General features: G+C 63.1%; 14 protein-coding genes and 1 tRNA gene. 11 read left to right on the plus strand and 4 right to left on the minus strand.

Annotated elements, in window-relative coordinates; genetic code table 11:
• The first annotated feature begins 61 nt into the window (after positions 1 to 61).
• Entirely contained in the window at positions 62 to 778 is a 717-nt protein-coding gene (locus tag I2H38_RS07740) for a sulfate transporter family protein (protein ID WP_196271231.1), read from the plus strand.
• 51 nt (positions 779 to 829) lie between these two features.
• Here I2H38_RS07740 and I2H38_RS07745 read toward each other — a convergent pair whose 3' ends face one another.
• The gene (locus I2H38_RS07745; RefSeq protein ID WP_196271232.1) at positions 830 to 1,843 is read right to left on the minus strand and encodes a complex I NDUFA9 subunit family protein; all 1,014 of its coding nucleotides are present in this window, start codon (positions 1,841 to 1,843) and stop codon (positions 830 to 832) included.
• 276 nt (positions 1,844 to 2,119) lie between these two features.
• Here I2H38_RS07745 and I2H38_RS07750 point away from each other — a divergent pair.
• Positions 2,120 to 2,204 (plus strand) — tRNA-Leu (locus tag I2H38_RS07750).
• A 443-nt stretch (positions 2,205 to 2,647) separates the two neighbouring features.
• Here I2H38_RS07750 and I2H38_RS07755 read toward each other — a convergent pair.
• Both I2H38_RS07755 and I2H38_RS07760 read right to left on the minus strand, forming a co-directional pair.
• Positions 2,648 to 3,439, minus strand: a complete 792-nt coding sequence (locus I2H38_RS07755) for a hypothetical protein (RefSeq protein ID WP_196271233.1) — start codon at positions 3,437 to 3,439, stop codon at positions 2,648 to 2,650.
• A gap of 401 nt (positions 3,440 to 3,840) precedes the next feature.
• Positions 3,841 to 4,308, minus strand: a complete 468-nt coding sequence (locus I2H38_RS07760) for a cupin domain-containing protein (RefSeq protein WP_196271234.1) — start codon at positions 4,306 to 4,308, stop codon at positions 3,841 to 3,843.
• A gap of 300 nt (positions 4,309 to 4,608) precedes the next feature.
• Here I2H38_RS07760 and I2H38_RS07765 point away from each other — a divergent pair, with 300 nt between their 5' ends.
• The 5 genes from I2H38_RS07765 to lptB all read left to right on the plus strand — a co-directional run bounded on the left by I2H38_RS07765 (position 4,609) and on the right by lptB (position 8,223).
• Complete coding sequence (locus tag I2H38_RS07765) at positions 4,609 to 5,118, plus strand: cytochrome b (protein ID WP_324617360.1); 510 nt, start codon at positions 4,609 to 4,611, stop codon at positions 5,116 to 5,118.
• Positions 5,119 to 5,247: 129 nt separating this feature from the next.
• Positions 5,248 to 5,862 (plus strand): ribonuclease D, encoded by a 615-nt coding sequence (locus tag I2H38_RS07770; RefSeq protein ID WP_196271236.1) that lies wholly within the window; start codon positions 5,248 to 5,250, stop codon positions 5,860 to 5,862.
• A 104-nt stretch (positions 5,863 to 5,966) separates the two neighbouring features.
• Positions 5,967 to 6,704, plus strand: a complete 738-nt coding sequence (lptC, locus tag I2H38_RS07775) for an LPS export ABC transporter periplasmic protein LptC (protein ID WP_196271237.1) — start codon at positions 5,967 to 5,969, stop codon at positions 6,702 to 6,704.
• On the plus strand, positions 6,701 to 7,336 hold the full coding sequence (locus tag I2H38_RS07780; RefSeq protein WP_229426583.1) for an LptA/OstA family protein: 636 nt from the start codon (positions 6,701 to 6,703) through the stop codon (positions 7,334 to 7,336). Before lptC ends, I2H38_RS07780 begins: the two co-directional genes overlap by 4 nt.
• A complete protein-coding gene (gene lptB, locus I2H38_RS07785; RefSeq protein WP_407664046.1) occupies positions 7,333 to 8,223 on the plus strand; it encodes an LPS export ABC transporter ATP-binding protein in 891 nt (296 codons plus the stop codon). The genes I2H38_RS07780 and lptB overlap by 4 nt, the downstream gene beginning before the upstream one ends.
• 104 nt (positions 8,224 to 8,327) lie before the next feature.
• Here the strand turns inward: lptB and I2H38_RS07790 are convergent, their stop codons facing one another.
• Complete coding sequence (locus I2H38_RS07790) at positions 8,328 to 9,881, minus strand: helicase HerA domain-containing protein (RefSeq protein WP_196271238.1); 1,554 nt, start codon at positions 9,879 to 9,881, stop codon at positions 8,328 to 8,330.
• Between the two features lie 267 nt (positions 9,882 to 10,148).
• Between I2H38_RS07790 and I2H38_RS07795 the strand changes: the two genes are divergently transcribed.
• The 4 genes from I2H38_RS07795 to I2H38_RS07810 are packed head-to-tail and all read left to right on the plus strand — an operon-like array spanning position 10,149 to position 13,934.
• A complete protein-coding gene (locus I2H38_RS07795; protein WP_196271239.1) occupies positions 10,149 to 10,841 on the plus strand; it encodes a TetR/AcrR family transcriptional regulator in 693 nt (230 codons plus the stop codon).
• On the plus strand, positions 10,838 to 11,818 hold the full coding sequence (locus I2H38_RS07800; protein WP_196271240.1) for an HlyD family secretion protein: 981 nt from the start codon (positions 10,838 to 10,840) through the stop codon (positions 11,816 to 11,818). The genes I2H38_RS07795 and I2H38_RS07800 overlap by 4 nt, the downstream gene beginning before the upstream one ends.
• Positions 11,815 to 12,768 (plus strand): ABC transporter ATP-binding protein, encoded by a 954-nt coding sequence (locus I2H38_RS07805; protein WP_196271241.1) that lies wholly within the window; start codon positions 11,815 to 11,817, stop codon positions 12,766 to 12,768. The genes I2H38_RS07800 and I2H38_RS07805 overlap by 4 nt, the downstream gene beginning before the upstream one ends.
• On the plus strand, positions 12,765 to 13,934 hold the full coding sequence (locus I2H38_RS07810) for an ABC transporter permease (protein ID WP_196271242.1): 1,170 nt from the start codon (positions 12,765 to 12,767) through the stop codon (positions 13,932 to 13,934). Before I2H38_RS07805 ends, I2H38_RS07810 begins: the two co-directional genes overlap by 4 nt.
• The last annotated feature ends 1 nt before the right edge of the window (position 13,935 follow it).

Here is a 13,935-nt window from a genome sequence, read left to right on the forward strand (position 1 = left end):
TGCCAGGACAGGTTTTCAGGCCGCTTTGCGCCGTGTCGAGGCCCCGTGCGGGAGTTGCCGAATGCTGATTCAGGCGGTTTATGCGGCGGCGCGACAGGTCTTTTCGCCCGCTTTGCGGCGTATCTTGTGGAAATCGCTCGCCCTCACGGCGGCTTTGCTCGCGCTCGTCTGGGTCGGGCTGACGCGCCTTTTCAGTTATTTCCTGCAAAACCACACCATCAGCGCGGATTATCCCTTCCTCGACGGCTTCGCCTCGTTCGTAGCCGGGGCCGGCCTGATCGTGGCGTTGATCTATCTCCTGCCCGCCATCTCGGCCATCGTCGCGGGCTACTTCCTCGATGACGTGGCGGATGTGGTGGAGCGCAGCGACTTTCCCGCCGATCCGCCGGGGCGGGCGCTGCCCATGGGCCACGCCGTTCTCTACGGCCTGCGCTTCGCGGGGCTCTCGCTGCTGGTGAACCTCGTCGCGCTGTTGGTGTTCTTCATTCCCGGCGTGAATTTCAGCGTGTTCTTCATCGCCAACGCCTATCTGCTCGGCCGGGAATATTTCGAGCTGGCGGCCGGTCGCTTCCAGTCGCCGGGGCAAGCCGCACAGATGCGGGTCGAGAACCGGGGCACGGTATTCGCCGCGGGCTTCATCGTCGCCGGGCTCGTCGTCGTGCCGATCCTGAACCTGCTCACCCCGATTTTCGGCGTGGCGCTGATGGTCCATCTGCATAAACGCCTCGCGGCCCGTGCATTGGCTGCAGACATGGGAATCCGGTCTGCGCCAAAATAGGACTTTCCAGAGCCGCGAATGGGCTCTGGAAGGCTGTCCGGGCCGTTAATCTCAGGCGTTGGAGCCGGTCGAGCGCTTGAGGTCGAACTGGCCGGTCTTGCGGAAGCGGATCAGATAGGCCGGCGCGATTGCCTCGATATTCGTCGGGCTGATGCCCTGAGCCTCCAGCGTCCGGCCTTCGCGGATGGCGCTCTCGGACACCACGTTGTCCTTCTCCAGAAGGATCGCCTGATCGCGGGTCATGGCGAATTCGCGCGGCAACAGGCCGAGGCTGAGCGTGTCGAGGAAGCCCATCAGGCTCCCTTGCGCGCGGCCGACCGCATTCGGCAGGGGCAGGATCAGACGTTTGCGCTCGGTCACGTCGAGCACATATTGCACCAGCGCCTCGAGGGTGCGGATTTCCGGCCCGCCGCATTCATAGATCTGGCCGCCCGGCACCGTGCCGTCCACGGCTCTGGCGATCAGTTCGGCGACATCGCCCGCATAGACGGGCTGGAAGCGGGTATCCGCGCCCGCCAACGGCAGGACCGGGAGCATCCGGGCAAGCGAAGCGAAACGGTTGAAGAAGTTGTCGCCCGGCCCGAACATTAGCGAGGGGCGCACGATGATCGCGTCGGGGCGAGCCTCGAGAAGCCCGGCCTCGCCTGCCGCCTTCGAGCGGGCATAGGCCGATTCGGAATTCGCATCAGCGCCGATCGCCGAGACATGGACGATGTTCGCGCGGGGCGGAGCGGACTGCGCGATCAGGCGAGGCCCCTGCGCCTGGAGCGAATCGAATTTCTGGCGGCCGGTTTCCTGCAAAATGCCGACCAGGTTGACGACGTGATCGGCTCTTGCCACCGCATGGGCCACGGAAGCGGGATCGCGCAAATTAGCCTGGATCGGCTGAATCTGCCCGACGGTGCCGAGCGGCTGCAGGAAATTCGCCAGATCAGGCCGGCGGCTCGCCACCCGGATGCGATAACCGCGCTTGGCCAGAGCCTGCACCACCTGGCGGCCGAGAAAGCCCGAACCGCCGAAAACCGTGACCAGTTGCTGGGCTGGCGTGCGAATGGCGCCGATCATGAGAAGCCTCCTGTCCCTCCACCAACGTGGATAAACGGACCTTGGACGTGGAAATTTTAAAACGTCTCTAGAGCATGATCCTCAAAAGGGAAATCCGGATTTTCCGGGAAGACCATGCTCCCCTTGAAGGGGCTGGGGCGGGGGCGCACCGCCCGCCCGCTCTCGCCACAGGCCGCCCCTTGCGTAGGGGCTTTCAAAAAGGAATGCACGGAAGATCGTTTTCCCCGATTGACGCGCCGCCCCGTCCGCCTTAAACGAAGCTCGCCGACAAGGCATGCCCAGGTGGCGGAATTGGTAGACGCACTGCTTTCAGGTAGCAGCGGGTAACACCGTGGAGGTTCGAGTCCTCTCCTGGGCACCAACCCTTTCAAGGGTTAGTACATAGAATTCAACATCTTAGGTTCGAGATGGTGGCACTCGTAGCGATGCACGGGTGATACGCCATGCCTCGGACTTTTTTGTTTTTGGGCTTTCGAGGTGAATGTCAAAGAGTGAGGCGATGAGAGGCGGACCGCAGGTCTCACTCAATCTCACCGCCATCATCATCATCCTGATCGGCACTGCACGACAGGTGCTCGGCTAAGCCAAGCAGCCTTCGTGGAATGACCAAGAGTTCCTAGATACAGGGCAGGTGGCTGAGTCGGTAATTCTATTGCTCTCAGCTCAGAGATACCCGGCTTTGTGACCAGAGCAATCTTCAGTGCACTCATGGGCCCCGAAATAGCGGTCACTGGCGACCACAGGACTTCCGAGGTCTAGCGAGAATGCCAAAGCGGTGAAAGCGCTGGTGACGTGCCTGGTTGGTTAGCTCTTAACGGCTTCTTGCACTACTTCGACCTCGTGAACCTCAGAACCAACCACAATGTTGATCCGATAAGTCTTCGGCGCATCGCTTCCGTCGGACTGAGGCGGCTCAAAGTGCAATTGGCCACCATACCATTCACCTGGAAGAAGCGTGTTGTCCTTGATTACCGCCTGTTCAAGGCTTGAGAGGTTCTGACGTCCTTGCTCAATCGTGCTGGCGATCATCGCCTCGTTCTGTGCCGAGGCGTTCGCCTGAGCAATCGCATTGGCGGTCGGGTCAAAATAGGACGACGTGACTGTGCTGACGCGGTTGTATGAGCCATAGGGGGTGTGGGTCGTTGAATACACATTAGCCCGAGCCGTGCCATATCCCGCTTGCGAGGCAGCCGCAGCATTCGCACCAGCTGCGAGACCGACGAGAATGGCTCGTGCAACTTGCTTATTCCGCTCCTCTGCCACGAGACTCTCGTAGGTCTTCACCGGAAGAGCCAAAACCCTGCCATCCGCAGCTTTCTGGTGAACAGAGATATTGCTTACCGCAAATTCAAGCGGGTTTTTGGTGAGATTGTTGATACCTACTACAAAGACCGGGCGAGCCCCAGATTGGAACTCGCGAGATGCCGGACTAACGAGAACGATGGAGTTCTTACGATTCGATACGATAGCTTGGCGACCGTCTCGGATCAGCGCCTGTTGATTGCTTTTCGCCTGAAAGCGGACTGTTTCGGTGCTGACACAAGCAAGCAAAAGCGGCGCGATAGCAAATACCGCGATCAAATTCTTCGTTTTCATTGAGTCCCCCGTATTTCCCTAAGGGAACCCAACTCAAACCCGCTCGGCAAGACCTAGCTTAAAATCGCGTTAACGTCGCGTTGAGTTGACCACAGAAAAATCGAGCAGAGATGACGAGGCGCAACTTCTATGATTACAGGACGTGTGCTTCTGATCAGGTTTCTTCGAGACCGTTATAAAGCATGCCTTGGAGCGCCCGCTGCCGGTACCTAAGTCCTCTCGTGGACGCCAGCAGCACCCTAACATGTTGATTAGCAAAGAAATTCGGCAAAATCAGTGGCCTCAAGCTGCCCGAGTGGTCCCGGCAAGCATCCCAAAATCGATTGAACGATGGGGTTTGCGGGGCTGAGGACAATCCCCATCGGGTTTGCATCGTTACGGCGGGAAGGCGCGAGCTGCGTTCACTGCGACTTGCTCGGGTCGTCGGCCGGGTTGACGTATTTGATGACGAAGGGCCCTTCCGAGTTGATCTGCACGATGGTTCTCGTGCTCATGAAGGCATAGTGGTTCATGTTGGCCGGAAGATCGACGAAGCCGCCGCTTCCGAGGTTTTCGGTCTTTGCCTCGTCGAGCTTGTCGCCCATGCCGACATGGAAATTGCCGGAGATAACGGTGATCAACTCGGCGGTCGGGTGGCTATGCGCCGGGATCTTGTAGCCCGGAGGAACTTTCAGCCGCATCGTGAACGGCCCAGCCTTGGTGGGATCGCCCGAGAGGACCGCGGCCTCGGCGCCTTTCGGCAGGACCGGCGGGGCGGGCATCCATTTGATCTGGTCGGGTTTCACGGGGTGCCCGGCCTGGCGGTCCTGGGCGAGCAGGCTGCCTGTCGTGGCGAGGAGAAAGGCAGCGGTGACGATAAGGGGGCGCATGGCGAACCTCCGTTCCTGAATTCTGATGGCTCCAACTGGCCGACCTTTGCCGCCAAGGCCGGAAACTCGAGCCTCGCTGGGATAGCGGCGATGCTGCCGATCAAGGGCCTTCAGGAAAACGCACCAATCTGAGACCCGGCTGCCGCGATGCTCGGACTGCCTGTACAATCGCCAGAGAGGGAATGAGTTGCGCGGCGCGGGATAGTTCTCCGCGAGTCCTTCCACCTTAGAACCATTACAAACATGTAATTTGCTGCGTCGCACTAACTGGGTCAGCATCGGGGTCTCATGGAGGTTCCCGTGACTCGTTATCCCCGCGCTCTCGTTGTTCTGCATTGGCTCGTCGCTCTTCTTATCGTCGCCGCCTGGTTTACGGGCGAGGGGGGACGGAGTGTTCGGGTGAATCCGCCGGTTCTGCATTTTGCCTTCGGGCTCTCGGTGCTGGCGCTGGTCGTGCCGCGCCTCGCCATCCGGCTCGTCAGGGGCGCGCCGGCGCTGCCCGAGACCATGAGTCCGCTCATGAAGGCGGCGGCGAAGCTTGGGCACGGGGTGTTCTACCTGTTCATGATCGGCCTGCCGCTTTCCGGCTGGTATGCGGCCTCGCGCATGGGCGTGCCGGTCAGCATTCTGGGTTACACGCTGCCGAATCTCACGAGCGCCGTGCAGGGTCCGGCGGGGCTGATCGGGGATCTGCACGAGAAGGGCGGGACGATCATTCTGATCCTCGCCGGTCTCCATGTCCTCATCGCCCTGTGGCACCATTTCGTCCTGCGGGACGGCTTACTCAAGCGCATGAGCTTTTCTGCCTGAGGCAGCCCAGACGTCACCGTTGAGAAAGCCTCGCCCCAATGGGGCTTTTTCTCGTGCGTTGCTGCGCCAGCTCAGACAGGGTACAGCCCCGTCCAGGATATTTGGATTTTTGCACTTTTGGATCTCTCGATGACAACGCGCTTCCATCGCGGCGACCTGCCCGCGGATTACCAGCCCGGCCCGGCGATTGCGATCGACACGGAGACCTTGGGCCTCAACCCGCACCGGGACCGGCTCTGCGTGGTGCAGATCTCGAAGGGCGACGGCACCGCGGATGTGGTGCAAATTCTGAAAGACGGTCCGCGCCCCGAGAATCTGATCCGCGTGCTCACTGACGAGAGCGTGGTCAAGATCTTCCACTTCGCCCGCTTCGATCTCGCGGTTCTGTTCCACACCTTCGGGGTGATGCCGCGCCCGGTCTATTGCACCAAGATCGCCTCGCGGCTGGTGCGCACCTATACGGACCGGCACGGGTTGAAGGATCTGGTGCGGGAGTTGCTCGGGGTCGATCTCTCCAAGCAGCAGCAATCCTCCGATTGGGGCGCGGACACGCTGACCCAGGCGCAACTCGATTACGCGGCGTCCGACGTGCTGCATCTGCACGCCCTGAGAGAGAAGCTCGACCGGATGCTGGAGCGGGAGAACCGGCTCGGCATCGCCCACCAGTGCTTTGATTTCCTGCCGACCCGCGCGCAGCTCGACCTGATCGGCTGGCCGGAGACCGACATCTTCGCCCATAGTTGACGAGGTCTTAAACTTTCCCCCATAAAACCTATATCCGTCATAACATCGCCACGGCTTTCCGCCATGGCACCGTTCCCAATGCGAGACGGAAGGGGCTTTACAAATTGGCGGGAAGCAGAGGCATCACGAGAGGTGACCGCCTGGCTGAAAAGTCGGGCGCGCGTTTGCGCGACTTCTCCAAGGCGCATCGCCACTCCCGCAGAGTCCGTTTCGCCAAGAGGGCGATTCCCCTCGGCGCGTTTGTGGCAATCGTCATCATCGGCCTGATCGCGTATCTCGACCCCTTTCGCACCATCAAGGGCCTGACCCTGGGGCCGATCTCGGTCAGCGGCACCAATGTGACGATGGAAAGCCCGAAGCTGACCGGATTCCGCAATGACAATCGCCCCTACGAGGTCACGGCCAGCGCCGCCACGCAGGATGTGCGCAAGCCGAATTTCGTCGAGCTGAAGGATCTGCGCGCCCGCATCGTCACCGACGACAAGGGCGGCGCCGCGCGGCTCGAAGCCCTCATCGGCGTCCTCGACACCCAGAAGGAGCAGATGAATCTGCGCCATGAGGTGCGCGTTCGTACGGATGCGGGCCAGGAGGTGCAGTTGCGCTCCGCCTTCGTGGATTTCAAGGCCGGGACCGTTCTGTCCGAGGAGCCCGTCACCGTGTCCCTCGGCAACGGCCTTATCGAGGCCATGGGCCTCGAGGTGCTCGAAAACGGCAAGGTCATGCACTTCAAGGGCCGGGTCCGCACCACCTTCGAGCCCCGCGAATCGTCCACCTCTCCCGCTTCTCCTGCCGGATCGAGCTTGCTGGCTCCCCCGGCGCAACCGACAAGTTTCCGGCCATGATGACCCTGAAATCCGCTGCGCTCGCGAGCGCCTTCCTCCTCTCCGCGCCGCTTTGGGTCGAGGCCGCGCAGGCGCAGGCGCAAGCAAACGGCAAGGGGGCCGTCGGCTTCGGCAATTTCGGAGCGAGCAAGGAGCCGATCAAGATCGACGCCGACCGCCTCGACGTGTTCGACAAGGAAGGTCGCGCGGTCTTTTCAGGCAACGTGGTCGCCGTCCAGGGCGACGCCACCATGAACTGCAGCCTCATGACGGTGCTCTACGAGCAGAAGAAGGGTCAGGGCGGTTCGGCGCAACCTGCAGCGGCGGGGCCGCAGACGGATGACAGCTCGATCAAGAAGATCGACTGCAAGGGCCCGGTCACGATCGTGTCCAAGACCCAGGTCGCCACCGGCAACGACGCCACTTTCGACCGCGTGGCGAACAAGATTCTTTTGATCGGCAACGCGGTCCTCAGCGACGGGCCGAACGTCACGCGCGGCGAGCGCGTGGTGTATGACCTCAATACCGGCGTCGCCAATGTGGAAAACGCCCCCGGCGGGCGCGTGCGCGCGCTGTTCGTGCCGGGCAGCGGCTCGCAGGATGCCGGACAGGCCGGCGCGAAGGCCAAGCCCCAGAAACCGGCGACGAACTGAGTCGGAATGCCCGCTCACCTCGATCCCTCCATCGCAGCGATTGTCCCTTGAAATTCTTCTTCAACCGTTCCCCCGCCGCGCCACTGAATGGGCGCGCTCTCAATGTGGATCTCGCCGAGTCCGGATTCCTCGACCGGCTGCAGAGTGAGACCACGTTCGGCGGTCCCGGCGTGCTGGCGGTGAAGGGTCTGCAGAAAAGCTATCGCGGCCGCACCGTGGTGCATGACGCGGCGCTGAACGTGCGTGCTGGCGAAGCGGTCGGCCTGCTCGGCCCCAACGGCGCGGGCAAAACCACGATCTTCTACATGATCACCGGCCTCGTCTCGGCGGATCGTGGCCTCATCAGCCTCGATGGGCATGATGTGACACAGTTGCCGATGTATCGCCGCGCCCGCCTCGGCATCGGCTATCTGCCGCAGGAAGCCTCGATCTTTCGCGGCCTCAACGTGGAAGACAACATCCGCGCCGTGCTCGAAATCGTCGAGCCGAGCCGCAAGGAGCGCGAGCGCAAGCTCGACGCGTTGCTTGAAGAGTTCAACATCACGCGCCTGCGCAAATCGCCCTCCATCGCTCTGTCGGGCGGTGAGCGGCGGCGCTGCGAAATCGCCCGCGCGCTTGCCGGCGAGCCGACCTTCATGCTGCTCGACGAGCCTTTCGCGGGCATCGACCCGATCGCGGTCGGCGACATTCAGAATCTCGTGCGGCACCTGACGCGGCGCGGCATCGGCGTGCTCATCACGGACCACAATGTCCGCGAGACGCTCGGCCTGATCGACCGCGCCTACATCATCCATTCCGGCCGCGTGCTCACCGAGGGCCACCCCGACGCCATCGTGGCGAACGAGGAAGTGCGCCGGCTTTATCTCGGCGAGGATTTCCGCCTCTAAAGCTCCTTTCCGATTCAATCGGATCGGAAAGGGCTCGAGAGCTTGATTTCTTATTGCCGCATGATCCTGGCGAACACCCGGTTTCCGCTTGTTCTGATCATGCTCTAAGCGTCCGAACCGAGTGCGAACAAATCCTGGCTGGCTGCGGGGAGCGGCTCCTCGAACGCGTTCGGATCGCCCGGACCCGTCTCCCAACCGAGATCCGGCAGCGCGATGATGCGAAGCCCGCGCGGATCGTTGCGGGTCACCACGATGTTGCGGGTTTCCATATAGGCCACAAGACGGCGCGCGCGGCCCGGCGAACGGCTGCCGCAGGCGCGCGCGATCTCGCCATCGGGCGGGCAAGGCGCGCTCTCCATCGCCGCGCGGGCGAAGAGCAGATAGACGCCCTGGATGTCTTCTTCCAGATCGGCCGCGAAGGCCACTGCGCGGTCCCACTCCGATCCTTCCGCCGTTGCCGTATCGACGCCGGCGCGGGCCACCGCGAGACGGCGGCGGAAGGCGGGCAGGTTCAACGGCTCACCACCGACGCGGCGGATGCGGCAGCGGACCAGGAAGTCCTGATAAAGCACGGCAACCGTGCGGAACGCAGCCTCGGGATCCTCGAGAATTTCGCGCAAGATGGCATCGAGCGCTGCGGCGCGCTCGGCCTTCGACTCTTCCGTGACCTCCGGCGGCGCCTCGGGGGCTGCGGCGGGGCGCGTCCGGGCGAGCTGGGCCAGAAGATCGTTGGTGGCGGGCGGCGGCGGGGGGGGCGCGCGGCGCTGGATGACGGGACGCGACGCGATCTCAGCCTCGCCCGCTTTGAAAATCAGGTCGCGCGCATCTTCCGTGGGCTGATCCGGCAGAGGCAGGAGCTTGAAGCTGCCGCTGCGCGCCGAGGTTTCGACCGCGCCGATGCGAATCGGCACCGGACGGCGCGACAGGGCGGGACCGAGGGCCACGAAATGCCCGCGCTCCAGATCGCGGAACATCTCGGCCTGGCGGCGTTCCATGCCCAAAAGGTCCGCCGCACGGGCCATGTCGATGTCGAGGAAGGTGCGGCCCATGAGGAAGTTGGAGGCTTCCGCCGCGACGTTCTTGGCGAGCTTCGCCAGACGCTGGGTCGCGATGATCCCGGCAAGCCCGCGCTTACGGCCACGGCACATGAGGTTGGTCATGGCCCCGAGCGAGACTTTTCGGGCCTCGTCGGAAACTTCGCCTGCGGCGGCGGGCGCGAAAAGCTGAGCCTCGTCCACGACCACGAGCATCGGATACCAGAGGTCACGCTCCGCATCGAAGAGGCCGCCCAGAAAGGCCGCCGCGCAGCGCATCTGCGCTTCCGTGTCGAGCCCCTCAAGGCTGAGCACCACCGAGACGCGGTGCTGACGCACCCGTGCGGCGATGCGCTGAAGATCACCCTCGCTGCGCGCGGCGTCGACCACCACATGGCCGAATTTGTCGGCCAGCGTGACGAAATCGCCCTCGGGGTCGATCACCGCCTGCTGCACGAGGGGCGCGCTCTGCTCCAGCAGACGGCGCAGGAGGTGCGACTTGCCGGAGCCGGAATTGCCCTGGACGAGCAGGCGCGTCGCCAGAAGCTCCTCGAGATCGAGAAGGGCCGAGCCGCCGGACGCCGCCCCGGAGGACGCGATTCCCATGTCGATGCCGACCTTCATTCCTGTCCCGATTCCGTCCTTCGATGGTGATGACGGTTTCTCCTAGCACGGCAAAAGCCGGGAAAGGGCAACAACGACTCCGCCTGTCCACAATCTTGCCGCGCGGCGGCGGGGGACGTGAGGTCGCAGGCGCCGCCAATTCCCCTCCCCGCAAGGGAGAGGCAAAGGGGTCGCGCCACCCGAAACGCCACCGCCAGCGACGCGATGCCCCATCCTGTTGCTGAAGGCGCTTCCTAAATGACTGGCCAGTCAGTCATGTGATGGAAGATGCCCCGCGCGCCGAAATCGCCAGTGCTCGCCAGGACGAAACCGCTTCGCAAGCGAGCCTTCGCTCGCCGCCGGGCACCGGCTCGCAGCGAGGAGGACCGGCAGGTCAAATTTCTACGCATTCTCGATGCCGCCCTCGACGTGTTCTCCGAAAAAGGATTCGCGCGGAGCCGGCTGGAGGATGTCGCGGCGCGGGCGGGAATCGCCAAGGGCACGATCTATCTGTACGTGCCGTCGAAACAGGGATTGTTCGAGGCGCTCATACGCTCAGGGATAGGCAGCGCTGTCGAAGAGATCGAACAGCGCCTGGCCGCTTTCGACGCCTCCGCCGAGGACCGCTTGCGCGCCCTGTTCCGCTTCTTCAACAAGGAAGTGCTCGGCACCCGCCGCCGCAACATCGTGCGGCTTCTGATCGTGGAAGCGGAGCGCATTCCGGCATTGGCCGATTTCTATCACCGCGAGGTGCTGACGCGCGCGCTGGGGCTGCTGCGCCGGATCGCGCGGGACGCGGTCGAGCGGGGTGAGTTCAAGTCGGACGAACTGGTGCGGTTCCCGCAATTGATTGTGGCCCCCGGCGTCGCCGCGCTGATCTGGTCGGACCTGTTCCAGCGACTGGAGCCCATCGACATGGAGGCGATGTTCGAGGCGCATCTCACGCTCCTGATGCGGGCGCTGAAGGGAGAAGCGGCATGAACCGCAAGCTTCTCGCGGCGCTCGCGCTCATCCTCGTCATCGGCGGCGCCATCGTTTGGGCGGTGCTGCGCAGCGAACGCGGCAACGATTTATTTCAAGGCTATGTGGAGGGCTATTACGTCTATGCCGCCCCGGAGACGGGTGGTCGCATCGAAAACCTGACCGTCGATTCCGGCTCTCAGGTCAAGGCCGGGCAGTTCCTGTTCCGGATCGAAGGGTCGATGGAACTCGCCCAGCGCGATCAAGCGGCGGCGCTCGTCCAGCAGACGCAATCGCAGCTCGCCAATCTCCAGGCCTCCCTGCAACGCCCGGAAGAGATCGCCATTCTGCAAGCACAGGAGCGGCAGGCCCAAGCGCAGCTGACCCTCTCCACGACAGACCTCGATCGCCAGAAGACGCTCTACGAGCGCGGCATTAGTGCAAAGGCGACATACGATCAGGCCAAGGCGACCAACGACCGGGACAAGGCGGCGCTCGAAGCGGTGCAGCGCCAGATCCAGGCCGGGCGCATTACCGCCCGCACCGCCGAGATCGGAGCCGCCGAAGCGGCGGTCAAGGCGGCGCAAGCCAATCTCGACCAGGCCGAGACACGCCTTGCGAAACTGAAGGTCTACGCCCCCGCCGACGCGCAGGTGCAGGACGTCTATTTTCGCACCGGCGAGGTGGCCAATGCGGGCCAGCCGGTGCTTTCGCTTTTACCGCCCGGGAACCGACGCATCCGCTTCTACGTGCCGGAGCCCCGGCTCTCCACCATCGCCCTCGGCGAGGTGGTCGGCGTGACCTGCGACAATTGCCGGCAGGGGCTGACCGCCGCGATCACCTTCATCTCCCATGACGCGGAGTTCACGCCGCCGGTGATCTTCAGCCTGGAGGAGCGGGCCAAGCTCGTGTTCCGTGTCGAAGCGACGCCGATCGGCGACTATGTTTTGCCGGTTGGCCAACCGGTGAGCGTTATCCCGCCGGAGAAACGCTCATGAGCGCGCAGGCGGTCGCAACCGAGCCGGAATCGGACATCGTCATCGACGTCGAGGGCCTGACCAAATCCTTCGGCGGTCCGCCGGTGGTGAAAAACCTGACCATGCAGGTGCACAAGGGCCTGATCTATGGCTTCCTCGGCCCCAATGGCAGCGGCAAGACCACGACGCTTCGCATGCTTTGCGGACTTCTGACGCCCGATAGCGGACGGGGCACGTGTCTGGGCTACGACATCCGCACGCAGACCGCCGACATCAAGCGGCATGTGGGTTATATGACCCAGCGGTTCTCGCTCTATCAGGATCTGTCGATCCGCGAGAATCTGGAATTCGTGGCGCGGATCTACAACCTGGATCATCCGCGCCAGGCGGCGCAGGATGCCATTGTGCGCCTTGGCCTCGAGAACCGCGCCGATCAGCTCGCCGGCGACTTGTCGGGCGGGTGGAAGCAGCGCCTCGCACTCGGCGCCTGTATTCTGCCCCAACCTGAACTGCTTCTTCTCGATGAGCCGACGGCGGGCGTCGATCCCAAGGCGCGGCGTGATTTCTGGGACGAGATCCACAAACTCGCCCATGAGGGACTGACCGTTCTCGTCTCGACCCATTACATGGACGAGGCCGAGCGGTGTCACGAGATCACCTATATCGCCTATGGCGAGATCCTCGCGCATGGCTCGGTCGCGCAGGTCGTCGCCGATGCGCATCTCTCCACCTACACTGTGACGGGGCCGGATCTTTCGGATCTCGCCGAGTATCTCAAGACGCTCGACGGCGTCGACATGGTCGCGCCCTTCGGCGTCGAGCTTCACGTCAGCGGGCGCGACGGCGCGAAGCTCGATACGGCGACGGCAACTCTGCGCGCCGAGGGTCCGCAGGTCTGGACACAGGGCGAGCCGACGCTCGAGGACGTGTTCATCGACCTGATGAGCAAGACCAAGGACAATTACGCATGAGCGTAGAAAGCGACGTCGACCGGCGCACGCGAGGCTTTCGCGCCTCGTTCAGTCGGCTGCGCGCGACCTTCATCAAGGAGTTCCTGCAGCTGCGCCGCGACCGCATCACGTTTGCGACGATGATCTTCATTCCGCTCATGCAGTTGCTCCTGTTCGGCACCGCCATCAACACCAATCCGCGGCATCTGCCGACTGCCGTGCTGATCCAGGACGACAGTTCGTTTGCACGCTCCTTTCTCGCTGCGATGCGCGCCACCGACTATTTCGACATCAGCACATCCGCATCGAGCGAGGAGGATCTCGACCACCTCATTCTGTCAGGCAAGGTGCAGTTCGGTGTGCAGATCCCGGCGCATTTCGGGCGCGACCTGATCCGGGGTGACAGGCCGGCGATCCTCGTGATCGCGGATGCCACCGATCCGACCGCCACGGGAAGCGCGGTGGCTGCTCTCAACGGCTTGTCGCAAACCGTCTTTTCTCGCGAGTTGACGGGTGCTGCCGCAAGCCTTGCGCCCAAGAAGCCGCCTTACGATTTGCGTGTTCACCTGCGCTACAATCCGGCCATCGAGACGCGGCTCAACATCGTGCCCGGCCTGATGGGCACGATCCTGACGCTGACCATGCTGATTTTCACCGGTCTTTCCGTGACCCGCGAGATCGAGCGCGGCACCATGGAGAGCCTGCTCGCCATGCCGATCCGGCCGGTCGAGATCATGCTCGGCAAAATCGCGCCCTATGTGGTGGTCGGCGGCTTGCAGATGACGTTGATCCTGAGTGCGGCGCGGCTTCTGTTCGGGGTGCCCATCGAAGGCAGCCTGCCTCTTCTCATCGCGCTGACGCTGCTCTTCATCGTCGCCAACCTGTCCGTCGGCTACACCTTCTCGACCATCGCGACGAACCAGCTGCAGGCGATGCAGATGTCGTTCTTCTTCTTCCTGCCCAACATGCTTTTGTCGGGATTCATGTTCCCGTTCCGGGGCATGCCGCAATGGGCGCAGAACTTCGGTGAAGTGCTGCCGCTGACTCATTACTTACGCATCGTGCGCGGCATCATGCTGAAAGGCGCGACCTTCGTTGACCTGCAGCTTGATGTTCTGGCTCTGGCCCTCTTCACCCTCGCCGCGATGGCGCTCGCGGTCGCCCGGTTCCGGCAGACGCTGGATTAGG

The organism is Microvirga alba, assembly GCF_015694465.1.
GTDB lineage: Bacteria > Pseudomonadota > Alphaproteobacteria > Rhizobiales > Beijerinckiaceae > Microvirga > Microvirga alba.